Genomic DNA, 20,179 nt, shown 5'->3' on the forward strand with positions numbered 1-20,179 from the left:
ATAAAGCTTTAAGCTTTATGTCTTTCTTTCAACTTTGAAATCACATCTGAGAAACTAAGATTTGCATCTGCAAGTAAAACACTTAAATGATACATTAAATCCGCTGCTTCACAAATAAGCTCTTCTTTATCTTTTACTGTCGCTGCTAAAGCTGTTTCTACGCCTTCTTCACCAACTTTTTGTGCGATGCGTTTTGTGCCACTTTTGAAAAGTTTTGCTGTATAAGAAGTATTTTCATCGGCATTTTTGCGTGCATTAATAAGTTTTTCAAGTCTGGCTAGAAAAACAAAATCCGCATTTTTAGAAATTTTTTCAAAACAAGAAATATCGCCCGTATGACAAGTAGGTCCTACAGGATTTGCTAAAATTAAAAGCGTGTCATTATCACAATCTAAGCTTAAATCTACGATATTTAAGAAATTTCCACTTTCTTCACCCTTCATCCAAAGACGCTGTTTTGTGCGTGAAAAAAAGACTACTTTACCACTTTCTAAGCTTTTTTCTAAGGCTTCATTATTCATAAAGCCTAGCATTAAAACTTCACAAGTTTTTGCATCTTGGATGATGACAGGTAAAAGATGATCCACTTTTTGCCAAGCAATTTTTTCATTAAGTTCTTTGAAATTTTGCATATTATATCCTTATACTTAAACCTTGATTTTTAAGATAAATTTTTAATTCTTTAATGTCTATAAGTTTTTGATGAAAAACAGAAGCAGCTAAAGCCCCATCTATACCTAGTTTAAAAGCTTCTAAAAAATGCTCCATTTTTCCCGCTCCCCCGCTTGCGATCAAAGGTACTTTGCAAATTTTATATACAGCTTCTAATTGTTCTAAATCATAGCCATTTTTAACGCCATCTTGATTCATCATATTTAAAACAATTTCGCCTGCACCTAGATCTTGCACTTCTTTAACCCATTCTAAAGTGCTTTTTCCACTATGCTTGCTTGTTTTTTCATCGCCTGTGTATTGAAATACTTTTAAATTTCCATTTTCATCTTTGAAGCTATCAATCCCTACTACTACGCATTGCACGCCAAAGCTTTTAGCAAGGCGTGTGATTAGGCTTGGATCATTTAAAGCAGGAGAATTGATAGAAATTTTATCTGCCCCATTAGCCAAAAGTTCAGCTGCATCTTCTTCGCTTTTAATACCCCCTGCAACACAAAAAGGAATATTAATATTTTTTGCTACTTCACTTACCCATTCTCTTGATATGCGTTCTTTTCTAGCACTTGCAGCAATATCATAAAAAACAAGCTCATCAATACCATTTTGAGAGTAATATCTAGCAAGCTCTATGATATCTCCTATATCTTTATGGTTTTTAAATTGTGTTCCTTTTACTACTCTGCCATCTTTGACATCTAAACATGCAATTATGCGTTTTGTAAGCATTTATTTCTCCAAAATACATTTTTCTTTAAGATATTTTTCCATTTCTTCATCGCTTTTAATTTCATCAAAATTAGCTTGAATTTTTGCTTCTTTGCCCACTTTAATTTGTTTGTTTATATCATCAATAAATTCTTTAAAATTTGGATTTTTATTAATCAGCATATTTAGTGTTTGAATATCAAGTTCTTTTTCTTTTGCACTAATTAAAATTTGAGAATTTGAAATATCTTTTTCAAGTTTTATCACTCCTATACCAAAACTTTGATTTAAGCGTCTTAACTCGCTTAAAACTTCGCTATCAATTTCTTGTAAAACAACCAAATAGCCCTCATTTGCCCAGCTAGAATTGCTTACAGCTTGAAAATAGCATTCTTTTAAATTTGAAAAATTTAAAGCAATTTTAAGTTCAAAAGAAAAAAGTTTATAGCTGTTTTGTTTGATATTTTCTAAAAGTGTTATGGTTTCTTTTTCATAATCATCATAAGGAAAATAAACCCCTACAATATCAGGATAATTCCACTTATCTTCCCCACCTTTACCCTTTTTGCTTTGTTCGTGATAAATTGTTTTGCAATTTAAATTAAAATCTAAATTTTCATATAAAAATTTTACAATCAAGGGGTGTAAATCTCTTTCATGAAATTTATTTTTTTCTTGTTTTTCGTTAGTAATTTCATTTTTATCATCAAGCTTTAAAAGTTCATTTTCTCTTTCTTTTAACCAAAAAGTTCTGGGTTTTTGGGAAGCTTTGATAAATAAAGAATTGTGTTGTAATTCTTTTATATCAACATATATCCTAGCCCCTAAAGTAGCAATTGGAGTTTGCCCTATACTAGAAAGCTTTTTATCTAAGCCTTTTTCAAGAGCTTTTTGCCAAATTTCATTAGCGCTTAAAGGCTTATCACTTTGTTTTAAAATTTCTAAAGCAAGTTCTTTGTAGCTTAATTTGCTAGACATCTTATTCCTTCTTCTACGCTAAAAACTCCGTCTAATAAAGCTTTTCCTACGATAACCCCACTACAAATTCCTTTTAAGTTTTCAAGGTCTTTTAAGCTCGCTACTCCACCACTTGCCTGAATGCAAATATGAGGAAAAATTTCATGGATAAGTTTGTAAAGTCTTACATTTACTCCTTGCATGGTGCCATCTTTTGAAATATCTGTGCAAAGTATGTGTTTTAAGCTTTTATTGCTATAAAAATCTAAAACTTCCATAAGCTTTTTATCGCTTGCTTCTTGCCAAGCATTTACAGCCACAACATAATCTTCTTTTAAAATCGTATCTAAGGCTAAAACTATAGCTTCGCTACCAAATTCTTTTAAAATTTCAAGACATAAAGTCGCATCTTTAATCGCCATAGATCCTATAACTACTCTTTTTACTCCACAATCAAGCAAAGCTTTAACTTCTTCTTTAGAGCGTATGCCTCCACCTACTTGTAAATTGACACTGACTTCTTTGGCTAATTTTTCTATCAAAGCAAGTTGTCTTTTGCTAGGATCTTTTGCACCTGTAAGATCTACAAGATGAAGTTCTTTCGCTCCTGCTTTTTCGTATTCTTTGAATTTTTCCAAGGGATTGTATTTATATACTTTTTTTTGTTCATAATCCCCTTTTACAAGACGCACCACTTCGCCATCTATAAGATCGAGTGCGGGTATGATTTGAGTCATCCTATATCCTTAATAAAATTTGAAATTAAAATTTCCCCCGCCTCGCTACTTCTTTCAGGGTGAAATTGCACCCCGTAAAAATTATCTTTCATTACGCTTGCGCTAAATTTTTGCGAATACTCACAATCTGCTATAGTGTATTCCCCAAGTCCTACACAATAACTATGCACAAAATAAAAATAAGCCCCTTCTAAGCCTTTAAACAAAGCATGAGAGCTATGAACTTGATTCCATCCCATATGCGGAAAAGTAAAGCCTTCTTTAGTTTTAAATTTTTGAGTTGTAAAATCTATAAGTTTTAAGGTTTCTTGATTTAATTCTTCGGAAAAATTTCCTAAAATTTGCATACCTAAACAAATACCAAGCAAAGGTTTTTTGGTATTTTTAATAAAATCAATAAGATTAAATTGTTCTAAATTTTTCATCGCTTCTTTTGCGGTACCCACTCCAGGTAAAAAAAGCTTATCCGCACTTTCAAGCTCTTTTAAATCCCTACTGATAGTTGCATTAAAACCTAATCTATCCAGACAAAATTTCAAAGATGCTAAATTCGCACAGGCTGTATCGATGATGATGATTTTCATATCACTCCTTTAGAGCTGGCTAAATTTTCACTTTCTATTTTCACTGCCATTTTCAAAGCTTTTGCAAAGGCTTTAAAAAGCCCTTCGGCTTTATGATGATCGTTTTTGCCTTTAACTTTTAAATGCAAACTTATACCCATAGCATAGCTTAAAGAATAAAAAAAGTGCTCGATCATTTCTGTGCTTAAAGCCCCTAAATGAGATTTTTTAAATTTGGCTTTATAGACTAAATGAGGACGATTGCAAAAATCCATCGCACAACTTGCCAAACACTCATCCATAGGTAAAGCAAAACCATATCTTGCAATGCCGATTTTATCCCCTAAAGCTTTTTTGATACAAGCTCCAAGTGCTAAGGCTACATCTTCAACGCTATGATGCTCATCGATTTCTAAATCCCCTTTACAAGAAATTTCAAGCCCTATACCTCCATGTACAGCGATTTGCTCTAACATGTGATCAAAAAAATCAATACCTGTTTTAATGCTAACCTTGCCCCCATTTAAGCACACTTTTACTTTTATATCTGTTTCTTTAGTAGTTCTTTGATAACTCGCACTTCTAAAAGAACTTAAAATTTCATTTTCTATTTCTTTCCAAGAAAGTTCGCCATATCTTAAACCACGCACGCCTAAATTTGAAGCTAAGATCATATCACTCTCACGATCTCCGATAACAAAACTTTGCTCCTTATCATAAAGTTCGTGTTTGATATACTCTTCTAACATAGCGGTTTTAGGTTTTCTACAAGCACAATTTTCATTTTCAAAATGCGGACAAATAAAAATATCTTGAAATTCTATACCGCAACTTTTTAAAATATCAAGCATTTTTTCATGAGCAATTTCAAAATTTTCCTTTGGAAAACTTGGCGTTCCAAGACCATCTTGATTGCTTACCATGACAAATTTAAATCCAAAATTTTTTAGTTTTAAAAGAGTAGGAATAGCATCTTTTTCAAAACGCAATTTTTCAAGAGTATCGATTTGAAAATTGCTTTTTGGCTCCTCTATTAAAGTGCCATCTCTATCTATAAAAAGGATTTTTTGACTCATTTTAAGCTCTCTAAACGAAAAGTTACTGCATTTTTGTGTGCGTCTAAATGCTCATTTTGCGCTAAAATTTCAACACTTTTACCCAAAGCTAAAAAGCCTTCTTTACTTAATTCTTGAACGGTCATTCTTTTACTAAAATCTGCCAAACCTAAACTAGAATGCGTTTTAGTAAGTCCATAAGTAGGTAAAACATGATTAGTCCCACTTGCATAATCACCCATAGACTCCGGGGAATAAGCTCCTAAAAATACCGATCCTGCGTGTTTTACACCTTTTAAAAGTTCTCGTGGATTTCGAGTTTGTATGATCAAATGTTCAGGGGCATAAAGATTTGAAATTTCTAAGGCTTGATTTAAATCTTTAGCTATGATAATGCGTGAATTCGCAATACTTTTGCTTGCAAGTTCTTTGCGAGGCAAAAGTTCTAATTGACTTTGGACTTCATCGCTTGCTTTTTTAGCAAAATCTTGACTTAAACACACCAAAATCACTTGAGAATCTGCACCATGTTCAGCTTGTGAAAGCAAATCACTAGCTACAAATTTTTCATTAGCCAAATCATCAGCTATTACTAAAACTTCACTAGGTCCTGCTTGCATATCAATAGTCGCTCCGTTTATATCGCTACTTACTTGACGTTTTGCTTCGGTTACAAAGGCATTTCCTGGGCCAAAAATTTTATCCACCTTTAAAACACTTTGTGTACCATAAGCCAAAGCTGCTATAGCTCCTGCACCACCCATTTGATAAATTTCATCCACGCCGCAAAGTTTAGCACAAAAAAGCACGGCATCATTGATTTTTGCAGGACTTGCTAAAACGATTTTTTCACAACCTGCAATTTTTGCAGGAATAGCTAGCATTAAAACCGTTGAAAACAAAGGCGCCAAACCCCCTGGTATGTAAAGCCCTACTTTTTCTATGGGGCGTGTTAAAACTTCACATTTAACGCCTTTTGTAGTTTCAAGAGCGATTTCATGCGGGATTTGGGCTTCGTGGAATTTTTTGATATTTTCATAAGCTACTAAAATAGCATCTTGCAAATCTTTATCCAAACGATTGCTTGCTTGAGTAATTTCTTCTTGAGTGATTTTAATATTAGAAATTTCAGCCTTATCAAATTTTAAAGCTTGTTCTATCAAAGCTTCATCGCCTTTTTCTTGCACTTCTTTAATGATAGAACTTACTATTTTTGAAATTTCATCCTTCGCGCTTATAGCAGGGCGTTTTAACGCCTCTTCTTTTTGTTTTTCATCTAAATTATCATATACTAAAATTTGCATTTTTTACTCACTTTAACATTTTTTCTATAGGCAGAACTAAAATCGAACTCGCACCTTCTTCTTTTAAAGCCTCCATAGTTTCCCAAAAAAGATTTTCTTTACTTACCATATGTAAAGCTACATTTTTTTCATCGTGTGCTAAAGGTAAGATAGTCGGTCTTTCAACTCCTGGAAGCAGAGCTTGAATTTTATCAAGCTTTTCTTTTGGAACATGAAGCATAATGTATTTAGATTCTCTTGCTTGCATTACTCCTGCTACACGCAACATAATTTTATCCACTAAAGCTTGTTTTTCTTTACTTAAAGCATTTTCTTTTTGAATTAAACAAGCACGAGATTCATAAATGACTTTAACTTCTTTAAGATTATTTGCTTGTAAAGTTGCCCCGCTTGAAACAAGATCGCAAATTGCATCGGCTAAATTTGCCCTAGGGGCTACTTCAACAGAACCTGTAAGCATACAATTTTTATAATTAATCCCATTTTTTTTCATAAAACGCTTTAAAAGTTGTGGATAAGAAGTAGCTATCCTTAAGCCTTCAAAATCTTTCAAATTTTGAAATTTTTTTTCTTGAGGTAAGGCAAGAGAAAGACGGCAATATCCAAAATCTAGCTTTTTTAAAAGTTTATAGCTTGGATTTTCTCCTAAAGACTGGCGTTCAAGTTCATTTTCTTCTAAAACATTTTCCCCTATAATACCTAAATCTACAACACCATCAAAAATAAGCCCAGGGATATCATCATCTCTAACGCGTAAAATATCTATAGGTAAATTTGTAGAAAAAGCGATCAAACTTTGTTCATGGATATGCATTTTAACACCACATTCTGAAAGAAGCTCTATGGATTCTTTTGAAAGTCTACCTGATTTTTGTATCGCAATACGTAAACGAGTGTTTTCTTGCATAACATATCCTTGAAATTAAAAATTAAAAACTTATATTAGCATAAGTAGTTGAATTTTTAGCAAGGGTTTTGAAAAATAAATAAATTTAATTTTATTTAAAATAATTATTTAAAACTTTTTATTTTTAGGGTATTTAATTGAAGTATTAATCCTAGCAAAAGCTAGGATTTGATTAAGCTACAAATTCGATGAAAGCCATTTCAGCAGCATCACCACGGCGAATTCTTGTTTTGATGATTCTTGTATATCCACCATTGCGATCTTTGAATTTTGGAGCAATTTCAGTCACTAATTTATTAGTAGCGTTTTTATCTTGTAATGAAGCAAAAACTGCTCTATGAGTGTTAAAATCTCCAAGTCTTGCTCTAGTAATCAATCTTTCTACATAACCTCTTAATTCTTTAGCTTTTGGTAGAGTAGTTTCAATTTTTCCGCTATTTACTAAAGCTATAGTTAAATTTTTTAATAAGGCAGCACGATGAGATGAAGTTCTGCCAAGTTTTCTATATCCATGTTTATGTCTCATTCTTTATCCTTCGTTTTGTGCTTTTAATTCTGCGATTTTATTTTTAAGTATTTCTTTATTATCGCTAAGCTTAGAAGTTCCCACAGGAAAACCTATGCTTTCCATGATGTTTTTAATTTCATCAAGAGATTTTTTACCTAAATTTTTAAGCCCTGCAAGTTCACTTACACTCATCAAAGCAAGCTCGCCTATGTAAACCACTCCTGCTTTTTCAAGACAATTATAACTTCTAGCACTTAAATTTAAATCTGTAATGTTTTGCAATAATTTAGTATTTTCTAGTTCATTGCTTGTTGCTTGATTTTTAATTACGCTTCTAACATTGGTGATTTTATCAAATACTGATAATTGTTTATACATAGCTTCTAGAGCATTTTGAAAAGCTTCATTTGGAGTGATTTGTCCATCAGTTGTTACGGTTAAAACCACTTTTTCATAATCAGGATTATCTTCAAATAAAACTTTTTCAATATCATAGGTTGCTTCTCTTACAGGTGTAAAGAAAGCATCTAAAGCTATAAATTTAGGATCATTTATAAGCTCTTTAATTTCTTCGCTTGGTACATAGCCAATACCTTTTTCAACGATCAATGTGAATTTGAGTTCAGCATCTTCGTTGATAGTTGCTAGATAGGCGTCTTTATTTACTACTTCTACTTGATCATTATTTAGATCTTTGCCGTAAATTTCTTTTGAGCCTTTAAAGCTAAATTCTACTATTTCTTTATTTGATTCGCCTTTAATTTTAAAGCGTAGTTTTTTTAGATTAATGATAAAAAGTGCTACATCTTCAAGCATACCACGCATGCTATCAAATTCATGAGCTACGCCATCAATATGGATCGCAGTTGGAGCATATCCTATGGTGCTAGTGTAAAGCAAACGGCGTAAAGGATGGGCTAGGGTGATTCCATAGCCGATCTCAAAAGGCCAAGCACTGATTTTAGCCACAGTATCACTAATGTTTTCTATTGTAAATTCTGTTGGCGTATAAGCAGATGTTGTAATATTTCTCATATTTAGCCCCTATTACTTAGAGTAAAGCTCAACGATAAATCTTTCCTCAACCGGAATGACAACTTCTTCTCTCTCAGGTTTTCTTGTGAAAATTCCAAATCTCTTATCTTTTTCAACATCAACCCAAGCAACGATTCCAGTTTGTGCTGTAAGTTCGATAGCTCTTGTTATTTGTGGATTGTTTTTGCTTTTTTCGATAATTTCGATTTTAGCACCTGCTTCTACTCTAAAGCTAGGAATATCCACTCTTTTACCATTTACTAAAACATGTCCATGTGTTACAAGTTGTCTTGCAAAACGACGTGTTGTAGCAAAACCCATTCTATATACTACATTGTCTAATCTTTGTTCTAAAAGTTGGATAAGTAATACCCCTGTATTTCCTTCTCTTCTTGCTGCTTCAGCAAATAAACGACGGAATTGCTTTTCGCTTACTCCATACATAAATTTAGCTTTTTGTTTTTCTCTTAATTGAAGTCCATACTCACTAATTTTACCTTTTCTTGCTCCGTGTTGTCCTGGTGCATAAGGGCGTTTATCTAGTGCACTTTTGCCAGCTAGTCTTCTTTCTCCTTTTAATGCTAAGCTAACACCAAAGCGTCTTTCTAATTTTTCTACTGGTCCTCTATATCTTGCCATAATATTCTCCTAAATTTTTCTTATATCTTAGACACGACGACGCTTAGGCGGTCTGCAACCATTGTGAGCTAATGGAGTGATATCTTTTAAGAAAGTTACTTTAATTCCTTCCATAGCACCTACACTCTTAACAGCAGTTTCTCTACCGCTTCCTGGTCCTTGTACTTTAATGCCTACTTCTTTAATTCCGTGTTCTTTTGCTTTATTTAAAGCGTCTTCTACTGCTTGTTGTGCCGCATAAGGAGTTGATTTTTTAGAACCTTTAAATCCTAAACCACCTGCACTACTCCAAGCGATAGCATTTCCCATTTCATCAGTCACTGTAACCATAGTATTGTTAAAAGTCGCACTGATATAAACAATACCTTTTGCTATATTTTTTTTAACTACTTTTTTCTTTACGATTTTTCTTTTTGACATGATTTATCCTTATGATTTTGCACCAACAGTTTTTCTCTTACCTTTTCTAGTTCTTGCGTTTGTCTTTGTTTTTTGTCCGCGAACTGGTAAGCCTTTTCTGTGTCTTAAGCCTCTAAAGCTTCCTAAATCCATAAGTGCTTTAATATCCATAGCAACTTGTTTTCTCAAGTCCCCTTCAACCATATAGTTTTCTTGAATTTCTTTACGGATAGCTGCTGCTTCATCTTCACTTAACTCATGAACTCTTTTATCATAAGAAATTCCTACTTTATCTAGAATTTTTCTTGAAGTGAAAAGTCCTATACCATAAATATAGGTTAGTCCATACTCAATTCTTTTTTTCTTTGGTAAATCCACACCTGCAATACGAGCCATGTTTATCCTTGTCTTTGTTTATGTTTTGGATTTTCGCAAATAATGCGAACCACGCCTTTACGGCGAACTACTTTGCACTTGTCGCACATCTTTTTAACCGATGGTCTCACTTTCATGAGCGTCTCCTTGAATGAATTCCACTTGATTTACGACTACATCAGGTTTTATGAATAACCAACTATTTTCAAAATAAGTGGTGGATTTTAAAAATACTTCTTCATATAGTTCGATGTAATTTGTCGCAAAAACTCTAATTTTATCTAAAATTAGCTTTTAAATAACTTAGATTATTTATATCTAAAAGTTATACGCCCTTTATCAAGGCTATAAGGTGTAAGTTCTACTTTTACTTTATCACCTGGCATTATTCTTATATAATGCATACGCATTTTTCCTGCAATATGACATAAAATTACATGTTTGTTGTCAAGTTCAACCTTGAAATTTGCATTAGGCAATGCTTCAAGTACGGTGCCATCAATTTCGATTACATCATCTTTTGCCAAAATTTTCTCCTTTCATGAAATAAAAAGGTTATAATTTTAGCAAAAATTATTAAAATTTTTACTTAATTTTTAGTAATTTTTAAGTAATTAATCTAAAAATTTAGGCTCAATAAAAGGCACATGAGTCCCTATAACTTTGAGTTTTCTTTCTTTAAATTGTTTAAGTAGTTTTTCCCTTGTTTGTATAGCCTCATTTTGATCTATATCAAATTTTATAGCGATTTTAGGTTTTGGGATTTGTATATCATAAAGATGAAGTAAATCTCCCCAAAAGACTATTTTATCATCAATTATGATAGCATTTTGACCTGGGGTATGTCCATAAGCAGGTATGGCTTTAATGCCTGAATTTTGAAAGATCAAATCTTTAGAGTGGTTAATAAATTCTATATTTTTAAGTTTAAGCAAGGTGTTTTTAATTTCTTGTCTATCGCTTTTGATCCAAAAATCATATTCTTTTTTATCGATTAAAATTTGAGCTTTTGGAAAAAGATTTTCTTCGCTCATTAAAGCTCCTATATGATCAGGATGCGCGTGTGTTAAGATAATATGAGTGATATCTTTAAAATCGGTTTTGTGGATATGTAATTTTTCTTTTAATGTATCAATAGTATCTAAAAACCCTGTGTCTATTAAAGCATTAAAATTTGGATTTTTTATCAGAGCAATATTATGCTCATTTCTTTTGATTTTTGTGCGAGTTTTTCCTATAAAATTCTTATCTTCATCGCTTTGTGGCACTAAAAAAGAAAATAATAAATTTAAAAATTCATCATCAGATTGTTTAAGTGAGATTATATGGGTTTGATTTGAACTTTTGCTTGTGGTTTTTTCTTCTAAAAAATAAAGATTGGTTTTTAAAAGAGTGATTATAAAATTAAACATATTTATCCTTAAATTTTTAGATAATATTTTGGAAATGATTATAGTATAATAAAAACAATGTTTTTAAAATTTAAGGTAATTAATCAATGAAAAAATCAAAATTTGGAACAAAGGAAATTAAGATCTTAGGACTTTCTTCACTAGGAGGAACTTTAGAATTTTATGATTTTATTATTTTTGTATTTTTTGCTGAATATATAGCCAATGTATTTTTTCCTAAAGATATGAGTGAATTTTGGGCTTTATTAAATACTTATGGAGCATTTGCAGCTGGATATTTAGCACGTCCTTTAGGTGGTATAGTTATGGCACATTTTGGAGATAAATTTGGGCGTAAAAATATGTTTATGCTAAGTATTTTACTAATGGTTCTTCCTACCTTTGTCTTAGCTTTTATTCCAGGTTATGAAACTCTTGGGTTTTTAGCTCCTGTTTTATTGATACTTATAAGAATTTTTCAAGGCATAGCTATAGGTGGAGAATTGCCTGGAGCTTGGGTTTTTGTAAGAGAACATTGTCAAGAAAAACAAAAAGCTTTCTTTTTAAGCTGTTTAAATTCAGCTATGGCTTTAGGAATTTTGTTAGGAAGTATAGTATTTTTAATCATTAATGCTTTTTTTAGTATAGAAGAAATTGCTGCTTATGCATGGCGTATTGCTTTTTTTGTAGGTGGAATTTTTGGGATTATTTCTATTTATTTGCGTAGATTTTTGCAAGAAACTCCTGTTTTTAAACAAATGAAAAAAGAATCATCACTTAGTTCTTTTCCACTTAGAGATTTATTTAAAGAAAAGGATATTGTAAAAAATTTATTTTCATCAATGATGATGACTTGGGTTTTAACAGGTTGTGTTATTGTGCTTGTTTTATTGATGCCTAAATTTATGCCTAGTATTTTAAATTTAAGTGGGGTTGAAGGAAGTTATTTACAGATATTAGGAATTTTGGGAATAGCTTTAGGCGGGGCTTTTATGGGTTATCTTGTAGATAAATTTGGTTTATTTAAAATTTGCATTTTCTTTTCTTTAACTTTTGTATTTTTTTCTTTTTTATATTTTTATACTTTATATGAGCTTAAAAATTTGGTTTTGGTGTGTATTTTGTATTCGATTGTTTGTTTTTTAGGTGGGATTAATGTGTTTGCGCCTATTTTAATGAGTGAAGTTTTTAGAGCTAAAATAAGATTTTCAGGAATTTCTTTTTCTTATAATATTGCTTATGCAATTTCAGGCGGTATTACTCCGCAACTCGTTTTTTGGCTTAATACACTCGCGAGTAAAAATGAAAATCCATTTTTATATGGTATGAGTATATATATGATTTTTTTAGCGTTATTGGCTATTTGTGCTGTTTTTATAGTAAAAGATAAAATAAAATTTTGATAATCACTCTTAAAATGTTATAATTAAAATTATATTTTGGAGTTTATAAATGCCTTTTATTATGGAATTACTTAAGCAAAATAAATTAAAGTTGATTTCTTTTTTGCTTTTTTCTTTTATTACAAGTGCTGTTGGAGTTTTAACTCTTGTTTTTATCAATGATTATTTGCTTAAAAATGCACAAAACATTCCTATTTTTTATTTTATTGTTTTGCTTTTGATATTTTTTATAAGTTCTACCATAGTTGAACTTGGACTTAGTATTTTTGGACAAAATTTTATTTTTAAAATGCAAAGGCGCGTAGTAAAGCAGATCTTAGACACCCCTTTGTTAAGAGTGGCTAAAGTAGGTAAGGCTAGAATTTTAGCTTCTTTGGGAAGTGATGTGAGAAATATATCTTTTGGGCTTTTAAGATTGCCTGATTTTTTACAATCAAGTATATTGATTTTATGCACTAGTGTTTATTTATGTTATCTTTCACCACAAATTTTTGCTTTGTGTGTGGTATGGATTATGGTTATTTTTATTACTAATAATTTTTTGATGATGAAAGTATATCAGTATTTTAGAAAGGCAAGGGAAAATGATGATGCTTTGCAAAATAATTACCAAAATATACTAGATGGACATAAAGAACTTTTGATCAATCGTGATAGAGCCAAGCTTTATTATGAAGATGAATTTGAAAATAATGCAAGATTGAAAAAGAAAAATAGTACTTTAGGTAATCTTTTTAACAATCTCTCAAACAACTGGACAAATGTAACTCTTTTGGCTTTAGTGGGTGTAGAGTTTTACTTAGCTTTAAAATTTGAATGGGCAAGTGTTGCAGATGCTACAACTATAGCTCTTTCTATTTTGTTTTTACGAACCCCTTTAGTATCTATGATAGGATCTTTTCCTACTTTGCTTTTGGCAAAAATCGCTTTGGATAAGATCGCAAAATTGGAATTAGATGATTATATAGAAGGTTTTAAAAAAACACATTATATCAGTGAATGGAAAAAAATTTCTTTTAGAAATACTCAATTTGCTTATGAAGAAAATTTTCATTTAAATCCTGTAAATATAGAGCTTAAAAAAGGTGAATTGGTATTTTTAATAGGTAAAAATGGAAGTGGTAAATCCACTTTTTGTATGCTTTTGACAGGACTTTTTAAGCCAAGCAAAGGCGGAATTTATGTTGATGATACGCTTATAGATGATAAAAATTTAGATGAGTATAGATCTCTTATTTCTGCTGTTTTTAGCGATTTTCATCTTTTTACTAAAACCTTAAATAAAGAAAATTTTGCAAGCGAAGAAAAAATTGCTTTTTGGTTGGAGTTTTTAGAACTTAAAGATAAAACAAGTGTCAAAGATAATGAACTGACCTTAACCAAACTTTCTACAGGGCAAAAAAAGCGTTTAGCTATGCTTATAGCCTTGCTTGAAGAAAGGGATATTTTAGTGCTTGATGAATGGGCGGCTGATCAAGATCCTGTTTTTAGAAGATTTTTTTATAAAAAACTTTTACCTTTGCTAAAAGAGCAAGGTAAAACAATCTTTGCTATCACACATGATGATGTGTATTTTGATATGGCTGATAGAATTTTACTTGCACAAAATGGTCAAATTTGTGAATTAAAAGGCGATATAAAAGAACTAGCAAAAAATGCGGTAGAAAAATTTTAAAGGAAAAAAATGAAAAAATTACTCATTTTATGTGTATTTTTAGGAGTAAGTTTAATGGCAAAATCTTTTGAGCTTGTAAAAGAGCCTGTGTTAACTACACAAATGGTTGAAGGGATTTTGGAGCTTGCAAAGAAAGAAGCAAGAAAAAATGGCTTTTATGTAAGTATTACTATAGTAGATAAATCTGGCCAAATTTTAGCAGTTTTAAGAGATGATAAGGCGGGCGTGCATACACTTAATGCTAGTTATAAAAAAGCTTATACGGCCACTTCACAAAAAAGAGAAACAGCGGTTATTTTTAAAGGTGTAAAAGATGGTAAAATACCTGAAGATATTCGTTATTTAGATGATAAGTTTTCCATTATGCCTGGTGGGGTGCCGATTTTTATAGATGGAGTTGTTGTTGGTGGTATAGGTGTGGGTGGAGCACACTTAGATGAGGATGTAAAAATAGCTAAAGCAGGGATAGCATTTTTAAAATAGGCTTTGAACATCAAAGCCTATGATTACTTAGCTTTTGCATAAATTTCTTTTTCAATGTCTATGTAAAATTGTGCGATAGCTTTGTAAGCTTCTTCCCAAGCTTTTAGTGTGGTTTCATCTGCATTTAATACTACTTTGATAGCTTTTAAAAGACAAGCCCCCACTATAGGATAGTGCTCTTCTTTAACATTTAATTTTGTATGGGTTATAGCTACTTTATCAACAAAGCTTCTCATATTTTCTAAATTTTCTATATTTTTAGCTGCCATTAAAATTGCCATAGCTAAGGCTTTTGGTTGTTCTCCTGAAATTTGTTTTTCCATATTAAACATAGGTTTTACCTCAGGATAATCATTAAACATTATTTTATAAAACTCATTAGTTAAATCCTCTCCATTTTTTTGCAAAATAGGCACACAATCTTTGATGATTTGAATTTGTTCTTTTGTCATAATTTCTCCTTTTTATTGTAAAAGAGATATTTTATATCTTAAAAAGGAGAAAAAAATTGACTTGTGTTAAAATTTATATTTTAGTTGATTGAAAAAGTCTTGTATTAAAATTTATTGATACTTTATTACCAAGATATAACTTTATCCCCCGTATAGGCTTGTGAGTTGAGTTTTTTTGTTTTATAATTTTGTGCGTTATTAAAATAAAAAGGTTTTTTATGTTGAGATTTTTAATTTTTGCAATGTTGTTGTTTGTAAATTTAGAAGCAAAAATCCCAAAAGATACACTTATTATAGCAGTTGAAAATGAAATCGCAAGGATAAATCCTGCTTATAGTGAGGATCATGATGCAGTGATTAATCTTGTATTTTCAGGGCTTACGCGTTTTGATGAAAATATGAGTTTAAAACCTGATTTGGCTAAGTCTTGGGATGTTAGTAAAGACGGGCTTGTTTATGATATTTTTTTAAGAGATGATGTTTTATGGCATGATGGAGTCAAATTTAGTGCTGATGATGTGAAATTTAGCATAGAAGCCTTTAAAAATCCTAAAAACAATTCTTCTGTTTATGTCAATTTTGAAGACATTAAAAGTGTGGAAATTTTAAATCCTTCTCATGTAAAAATCACACTTTTTAAACCTTATCCTGCATTTTTAGATGCTTTAAGCATAGGAATGCTTCCTAAACATTTGCTTGAAAATGAGAATTTAAACACAAGCTCTTTTAATCAAAATCCTATAGGTACAGGTCCTTATAAATTTGTAAAATGGAAAAAAGGTGAATATGTTGAATTTAAAGCCAATGAACATTTTTATCTTGATAAGGTAAAAACTCCAAGACTTATTATAAAACACGTTTTTGATCCTTCTATAGCTAGTGCCCAGCTTAAAAATGGCAAGATAGACGCAGCTTTAATCGATGTTTCTTTGCTAAATATTTTTAAAAATGATGAAAATTTTGGAATTTTGCGTGAAAAATCGGCTGATTATCGGGCTTTAATGTTTAATTTTGATAATGAATTTTTAAAAGATTTAAAAGTAAGACAAGCCTTAAATTACGCAGTTAATAAAGAAAGTATAGTAAAAAATCTTTTACATGATTATGCTTTTGTAGCCAATCACCCTTTAGAGCGTTCTTGGGCAAATTCTAAGAATTTTAAAATTTACAAATATGATCCTAAAAAAGCCGAGGACTTGCTTGTAAGTGCAGGTTTTAAGAAAAATAAAGATGGAAATTTTGAAAAAGATGGGAAAATTTTAGAATTTGAAATTTGGGCGATGAGTAATGATCCTTTAAGGGTAAGTTTAGCTGGAATTTTGCAAAGCGAATTTAGAAAAATAGGAGTTGTAAGCAAGGTGGTGGCTAAACCTGCTGGAAGTTTTGATTATTCTAAAGTAGATAGTTTTTTAATAGGCTGGGGAAGTCCTTTAGATCCTGATTTTCACACTTTTAGGGTATTTGAAAGTTCGCAAGATAGTGCTTTAAATGATGAGGGTTGGAATTTTGGACATTATCATGATAAAAAAGTGGATATAGCCTTGCAAAAAGCAAGAAATACTTCAAATTTAGAAGAGAGAAAAAAATATTATAAAGATTTTATAGATGCTTTGTATGAAAATCCTCCTTTTATTTTTTTAGCTTATCTTGATTTTGCTTTAGTTTATAATAAAGATTTAAAAGGTATCAAAGCAAGGACTTTAGGTCATCACGGAGTGGGTTTTACTTGGAATGTTTATGAGTGGAGTAAATAGTGCTAAAACGCTTAGTTTTTAGTATTGTCGTAGCATTTTTTAGCACTTTTTTATGTTTTGTTTTACTTCATTTTAGTAAAGGCAGTATAGCTTATGCTAATGGAGTTAATTCACAAAGTAAAGAATTTGTTCAAAGAATAGAACAAAATTTAGGGCTTGATAAGCCTTTGCTAGAGCAGTATAAAATTTGGCTTTTTAAGGCTTTAAAAGGAGATTTAGGAGTTTCTTTTTTAAGTGGAGAAAGTGTTTTAAAGCTTATAAAAGAAAGAATTTTTAATACTTTTATTTTGGGTTTTAGTGCCTTAATGCTTTTATTTTTACTCAGTGTTTTTTTGGCACTTTTGGGATATTCTTATAAAGAAAGTTTTATAGATAAAATCATCACTTTTTTAGCTTTTAATTTTTTTGTTTTACCTCCTTTTGTTTTGGCTTTATTGTTTGTTTTGATTTTTGGAATTTTTTGGAAAATTTTGCCTGTTATGGGAAGTAGTGATATAGGCTTTGAAGATGATTTTTTAAATCGTTTAGAGCATTTGATTTTGCCTGTTTTGGTGCTCGTTTTATCACATTTGGCGTTATTTTTAAGGATTGCTAGAAATTTTATCAATGAAAGTTTTTCTCAAATTTTTATTCAAAATTTATACGCTAGAGCTTTAAGGGAGAAAGATATTTATTTTTTAGTTTTGAAATATTCTTTAAGTCCTATTGTGGCTTATTTTGGGGGAAGTGCTTTAAGTTTTATGATCGGAACTTATGTGGTAGAAAGTGTCTTTGCTTACGAGGGGCTTGGGTCTTTACTTTTTAAAAGTATTATTTTTAAAGATTATCCTGTTGTGCTTGCGCTTATATTTTTTAGTGTTTTGCTTGCAGCATTTTTTACATTTTTAAGTGATATTGTAGCTAGGATTTTAAATCCTAGATTAAGAAGGCTTGATTTTGTTTAAATTTCTTATCATTCTTGCGCCTTTAATTTTTTTGTTTTTATGCGCCTTGTTTGCACCTTTTTTGGCTCCTTTTGATATTTTAAGTACTCATTTAGAAAATTTGCATCAAGCTCCTAATTTTACTTATATTTTAGGGACTGATTTTTTAGGCAGAGATTTGTTTTCTCGTTTGCTTTTTGCTTTGAGAAATTCTTTGATTATAGGTGTTGGTGGATCTTTATTGTCTATTATCTTTGCTTTGTGCTATTTGTTTTTAGCGCGATGTTTTTTTTATGTTTTTTGGATGCGTATTTTAGAGTTTTTTTTAGCCTTGCCTGCTTTTTTACTTATGATGTTTTTTCAAAGTATGATAACTTCTGATGTGTTTTTGATGATTTTTTTAATCGCTTTAATTCATTGGTGTTTCATAGCAAGAATTATAGAAAGTGAATTAAAAAGACTTGAAAATTTAGATTTTTACAAAGCAAATATAGTGCTTGGAAGAACTAAATTTAGAGCTTTTTTTAAAGATTTAATACCTGCTTTAAAAACACTGATTTTTACACTTTTTATATTTAATATCGTTCATGCTATAGCCACAGAAGCTACTTTGAGTTTTTTTGGACTGGGTTTAGGATTTGAAATTCCAACTTTAGGTACTCTTTTGAGTGAGTCTTCAAAAGCAGTTTTTATAGGCGCTTGGTGGATGATACTTTTTCCACTTTTAAGCTTGCTTTTGTTGTTTTTACCTCTTTTATGGTTGGGTAATTTTTTACAAAAAATTTGGGGTATAAGATCTTGAAGGTAAGAAATTTAAATATCAGTTTGAAGAATAATTTATTGCTTAAGGATATTAATTTAGATATAAAAACAGGTAAAACTTTAATGATACTAGGACAAAGTGGAGTGGGCAAAAGTTTGTTAGGAAAAGCTTTGGTAAGACTTTTAGACTCTAATTTCACAATAAGTTTTGATGAATTAAGTTTTCATAATTCTTGTATTTTTAATTTTAACAAAGAAGAACTTAGAAATTTTCGTTCTAAGGTGGCACTTGTTTTGCAAGATGCAGAGCTTAGTCTTTATCCTTATTTGGATATTGGAAATTTATGTCATCTTGTTTTAAAAACTCATACAAAATTAAAACAAAAAGAAAGAAAAGATTACGCTTTTTCTTATTTTCAAAAATTAGGATTTGAAAATCTTGATCGTTTGTGGCATTCTTATGCTAATGAATTAAGTTTGGGTATGGCAAGAAGGGTGAGCCTAGCTTTGGCATTATTAAATCAACCCCAAATTTTAATTTGCGATGAAATCACAGCTTCTTTGGATAAAAAAAACGCTTCTAAGATTATATCGATTTTAGAAGAATTAAAAAATAACACAGCCTTAGTTTGCATCACTCATGATTTAAATTTGGTGAATTCTTTAGCAGATGAAATTCTTATGCTAGAAAAAAATAGTTCAAATTTATATAGCTTAAATGAGTTTTTAAGGTATTATAATGCTTAAAGTTTGTAATTTAAGTAAATTTTATGAGCTTAAAAAGCATTGGTATTTAAAAAAAGAAAGACATATTATTTTTGATAATATCAATTTTTCTTTAAATGAAAATGACAATTTAATAATTTTAGGTAAAAGTGGTGTAGGTAAAAGCACATTAGCTAGAATTCTTTGTTTTTTAGAAGATCCAAGTGAGGGTGAGGTATGGTATGAAAATCTTAACTTACACAAGCTTGATAAAAACAAACAAAGACTTTTAAGAAAGCAAATTCAGTATTGCTTTCAAGATCAAAAAATGGCTTTAAACCCTTATAAAAAAATCAAAAATCTTATACAAGATGGTTTGGAAAATTTTAATTTACAAAAGAATGATGATTTGATTTTAGAATTTTTTGATTTTTTTAGTCTAAAAAAGCAAATTTTAAAACAAAAACCCTATGAGTTAAGCGGAGGAGAAGCCACGCGTGTAGGTCTTATCCGTGCTTTGGTTTTAAATCCTAAATTGTTGATTTTAGATGAAATTACTTCAGCGCTTGATATTAAAACCTCTAAAGAAATTTTAACTTTTTTATATGACTATCAGCAAAAAAATAATATTTCTTATATATTTATAACCCATCAAAGTGATCTTTTTTATAAATTTAATCATAAAAAATTAAAACTTTAAAAAATATTTTTTAATATAAGTTTCAATATAGAAAGTTTAGAGTAAAATAAAGAAAAGTGTAAATTTAATTTT

25 protein-coding genes are annotated in these 20,179 nt (G+C 30.5%); 8 read left to right on the forward strand and 17 right to left on the reverse strand.

The features are described 5' to 3' along the window. Window positions 1–8: 8 nt before the first annotated feature. The 16 genes from hisIE to ELQ04_RS04885 all read right to left on the reverse strand — a co-directional run bounded on the left by hisIE (window position 9) and on the right by ELQ04_RS04885 (window position 11,271). A complete protein-coding gene (gene hisIE / locus ELQ04_RS04810) occupies window positions 9–632 on the reverse strand; it encodes a bifunctional phosphoribosyl-AMP cyclohydrolase/phosphoribosyl-ATP diphosphatase HisIE (protein WP_002868829.1) in 624 nt (207 codons plus the stop codon). A gap of 1 nt (window position 633) precedes the next feature. After that, window positions 634–1,401, reverse strand: a complete 768-nt coding sequence (hisF, locus tag ELQ04_RS04815) for an imidazole glycerol phosphate synthase subunit HisF (protein ID WP_002937932.1) — start codon at window positions 1,399–1,401, stop codon at window positions 634–636. Continuing rightward, on the reverse strand, window positions 1,402–2,358 hold the full coding sequence (locus ELQ04_RS04820; protein ID WP_002937933.1) for an HTH domain-containing protein: 957 nt from the start codon (window positions 2,356–2,358) through the stop codon (window positions 1,402–1,404). Beyond that, window positions 2,343–3,074, reverse strand: coding sequence for a 1-(5-phosphoribosyl)-5-[(5-phosphoribosylamino)methylideneamino]imidazole-4-carboxamide isomerase (hisA, locus tag ELQ04_RS04825; RefSeq protein WP_002937934.1), 732 nt, complete (start codon window positions 3,072–3,074; stop codon window positions 2,343–2,345). The genes ELQ04_RS04820 and hisA overlap by 16 nt, the downstream gene beginning before the upstream one ends. Continuing rightward, window positions 3,071–3,658, reverse strand: coding sequence for an imidazole glycerol phosphate synthase subunit HisH (gene hisH, locus ELQ04_RS04830; RefSeq protein WP_002895371.1), 588 nt, complete (start codon window positions 3,656–3,658; stop codon window positions 3,071–3,073). The genes hisA and hisH overlap by 4 nt, the downstream gene beginning before the upstream one ends. Next, entirely contained in the window at window positions 3,655–4,713 is a 1,059-nt protein-coding gene (gene hisB / locus ELQ04_RS04835; protein WP_002937936.1) for a bifunctional histidinol-phosphatase/imidazoleglycerol-phosphate dehydratase HisB, read from the reverse strand. The genes hisH and hisB overlap by 4 nt, the downstream gene beginning before the upstream one ends. Beyond that, the gene (hisD, locus tag ELQ04_RS04840) at window positions 4,710–5,996 is read right to left on the reverse strand and encodes a histidinol dehydrogenase (RefSeq protein ID WP_002937938.1); all 1,287 of its coding nucleotides are present in this window, start codon (window positions 5,994–5,996) and stop codon (window positions 4,710–4,712) included. Before hisD ends, hisB begins: the two co-directional genes overlap by 4 nt. A 7-nt stretch (window positions 5,997–6,003) precedes the next feature. Further along, a complete protein-coding gene (gene hisG / locus ELQ04_RS04845; RefSeq protein ID WP_002937941.1) occupies window positions 6,004–6,903 on the reverse strand; it encodes an ATP phosphoribosyltransferase in 900 nt (299 codons plus the stop codon). A gap of 172 nt (window positions 6,904–7,075) precedes the next feature. Continuing rightward, window positions 7,076–7,429: a 50S ribosomal protein L17 gene (gene rplQ, locus ELQ04_RS04850; protein WP_134224460.1), complete on the reverse strand. Its 354-nt coding sequence runs from the start codon at window positions 7,427–7,429 to the stop codon at window positions 7,076–7,078. Between the two features lie 3 nt (window positions 7,430–7,432). Further along, a complete protein-coding gene (locus tag ELQ04_RS04855) occupies window positions 7,433–8,446 on the reverse strand; it encodes a DNA-directed RNA polymerase subunit alpha (RefSeq protein ID WP_002855748.1) in 1,014 nt (337 codons plus the stop codon). A 12-nt stretch (window positions 8,447–8,458) separates the two neighbouring features. Then, entirely contained in the window at window positions 8,459–9,085 is a 627-nt protein-coding gene (rpsD, locus tag ELQ04_RS04860) for a 30S ribosomal protein S4 (protein ID WP_002856574.1), read from the reverse strand. A 27-nt stretch (window positions 9,086–9,112) separates the two neighbouring features. Next, a complete protein-coding gene (gene rpsK / locus ELQ04_RS04865) occupies window positions 9,113–9,505 on the reverse strand; it encodes a 30S ribosomal protein S11 (protein ID WP_134224462.1) in 393 nt (130 codons plus the stop codon). 9 nt (window positions 9,506–9,514) lie between these two features. Next, window positions 9,515–9,880: a 30S ribosomal protein S13 gene (rpsM, locus tag ELQ04_RS04870; RefSeq protein ID WP_002800121.1), complete on the reverse strand. Its 366-nt coding sequence runs from the start codon at window positions 9,878–9,880 to the stop codon at window positions 9,515–9,517. Window positions 9,881–9,882: 2 nt separating this feature from the next. Further along, the gene (rpmJ, locus tag ELQ04_RS04875) at window positions 9,883–9,996 is read right to left on the reverse strand and encodes a 50S ribosomal protein L36 (RefSeq protein WP_002781429.1); all 114 of its coding nucleotides are present in this window, start codon (window positions 9,994–9,996) and stop codon (window positions 9,883–9,885) included. A gap of 171 nt (window positions 9,997–10,167) precedes the next feature. After that, window positions 10,168–10,386, reverse strand: a complete 219-nt coding sequence (gene infA / locus ELQ04_RS04880) for a translation initiation factor IF-1 (protein WP_002781436.1) — start codon at window positions 10,384–10,386, stop codon at window positions 10,168–10,170. An 87-nt stretch (window positions 10,387–10,473) separates the two neighbouring features. Continuing rightward, entirely contained in the window at window positions 10,474–11,271 is a 798-nt protein-coding gene (locus ELQ04_RS04885; protein ID WP_002937945.1) for an MBL fold metallo-hydrolase, read from the reverse strand. An 86-nt stretch (window positions 11,272–11,357) separates the two neighbouring features. Between ELQ04_RS04885 and ELQ04_RS04890 the strand changes: the two genes are divergently transcribed. Genes ELQ04_RS04890 through ELQ04_RS04900 form a run of 3 tightly spaced genes read left to right on the forward strand, consistent with a single transcriptional unit; the run spans window position 11,358 to window position 14,811 of the window. After that, the gene (locus ELQ04_RS04890) at window positions 11,358–12,653 is read left to right on the forward strand and encodes an MFS transporter (protein ID WP_134224464.1); all 1,296 of its coding nucleotides are present in this window, start codon (window positions 11,358–11,360) and stop codon (window positions 12,651–12,653) included. Between the two features lie 49 nt (window positions 12,654–12,702). Beyond that, window positions 12,703–14,328 (forward strand): multidrug ABC transporter permease/ATP-binding protein, encoded by a 1,626-nt coding sequence (locus ELQ04_RS04895; RefSeq protein ID WP_052801880.1) that lies wholly within the window; start codon window positions 12,703–12,705, stop codon window positions 14,326–14,328. A 9-nt stretch (window positions 14,329–14,337) separates the two neighbouring features. Beyond that, a complete protein-coding gene (locus tag ELQ04_RS04900) occupies window positions 14,338–14,811 on the forward strand; it encodes a DUF336 domain-containing protein (RefSeq protein ID WP_002783438.1) in 474 nt (157 codons plus the stop codon). 23 nt (window positions 14,812–14,834) lie between these two features. Here the strand turns inward: ELQ04_RS04900 and cgb are convergent, their stop codons facing one another. Continuing rightward, window positions 14,835–15,263: a single-domain globin Cgb gene (gene cgb / locus ELQ04_RS04905; RefSeq protein ID WP_038853909.1), complete on the reverse strand. Its 429-nt coding sequence runs from the start codon at window positions 15,261–15,263 to the stop codon at window positions 14,835–14,837. 218 nt (window positions 15,264–15,481) lie between these two features. Between cgb and ELQ04_RS04910 the strand changes: the two genes are divergently transcribed. Genes ELQ04_RS04910 through ELQ04_RS04930 form a run of 5 tightly spaced genes read left to right on the forward strand, consistent with a single transcriptional unit; the run spans window position 15,482 to window position 20,107 of the window. Then, the gene (locus ELQ04_RS04910) at window positions 15,482–17,017 is read left to right on the forward strand and encodes an ABC transporter substrate-binding protein (protein WP_057100414.1); all 1,536 of its coding nucleotides are present in this window, start codon (window positions 15,482–15,484) and stop codon (window positions 17,015–17,017) included. Then, window positions 17,017–17,961, forward strand: coding sequence for an ABC transporter permease (locus tag ELQ04_RS04915; protein WP_002938392.1), 945 nt, complete (start codon window positions 17,017–17,019; stop codon window positions 17,959–17,961). Before ELQ04_RS04910 ends, ELQ04_RS04915 begins: the two co-directional genes overlap by 1 nt. Further along, window positions 17,948–18,742, forward strand: coding sequence for an ABC transporter permease (locus ELQ04_RS04920; protein ID WP_002858931.1), 795 nt, complete (start codon window positions 17,948–17,950; stop codon window positions 18,740–18,742). Before ELQ04_RS04915 ends, ELQ04_RS04920 begins: the two co-directional genes overlap by 14 nt. Further along, entirely contained in the window at window positions 18,739–19,449 is a 711-nt protein-coding gene (locus tag ELQ04_RS04925) for an ATP-binding cassette domain-containing protein (protein ID WP_032599920.1), read from the forward strand. The genes ELQ04_RS04920 and ELQ04_RS04925 overlap by 4 nt, the downstream gene beginning before the upstream one ends. After that, window positions 19,442–20,107, forward strand: coding sequence for an ATP-binding cassette domain-containing protein (locus ELQ04_RS04930; RefSeq protein ID WP_002938387.1), 666 nt, complete (start codon window positions 19,442–19,444; stop codon window positions 20,105–20,107). The genes ELQ04_RS04925 and ELQ04_RS04930 overlap by 8 nt, the downstream gene beginning before the upstream one ends. Window positions 20,108–20,179 lie beyond the last annotated feature (72 nt).

Source organism: Campylobacter sp. CH278, from assembly GCF_004378845.1.
Lineage (GTDB): Bacteria > Campylobacterota > Campylobacteria > Campylobacterales > Campylobacteraceae > Campylobacter_D > Campylobacter_D jejuni.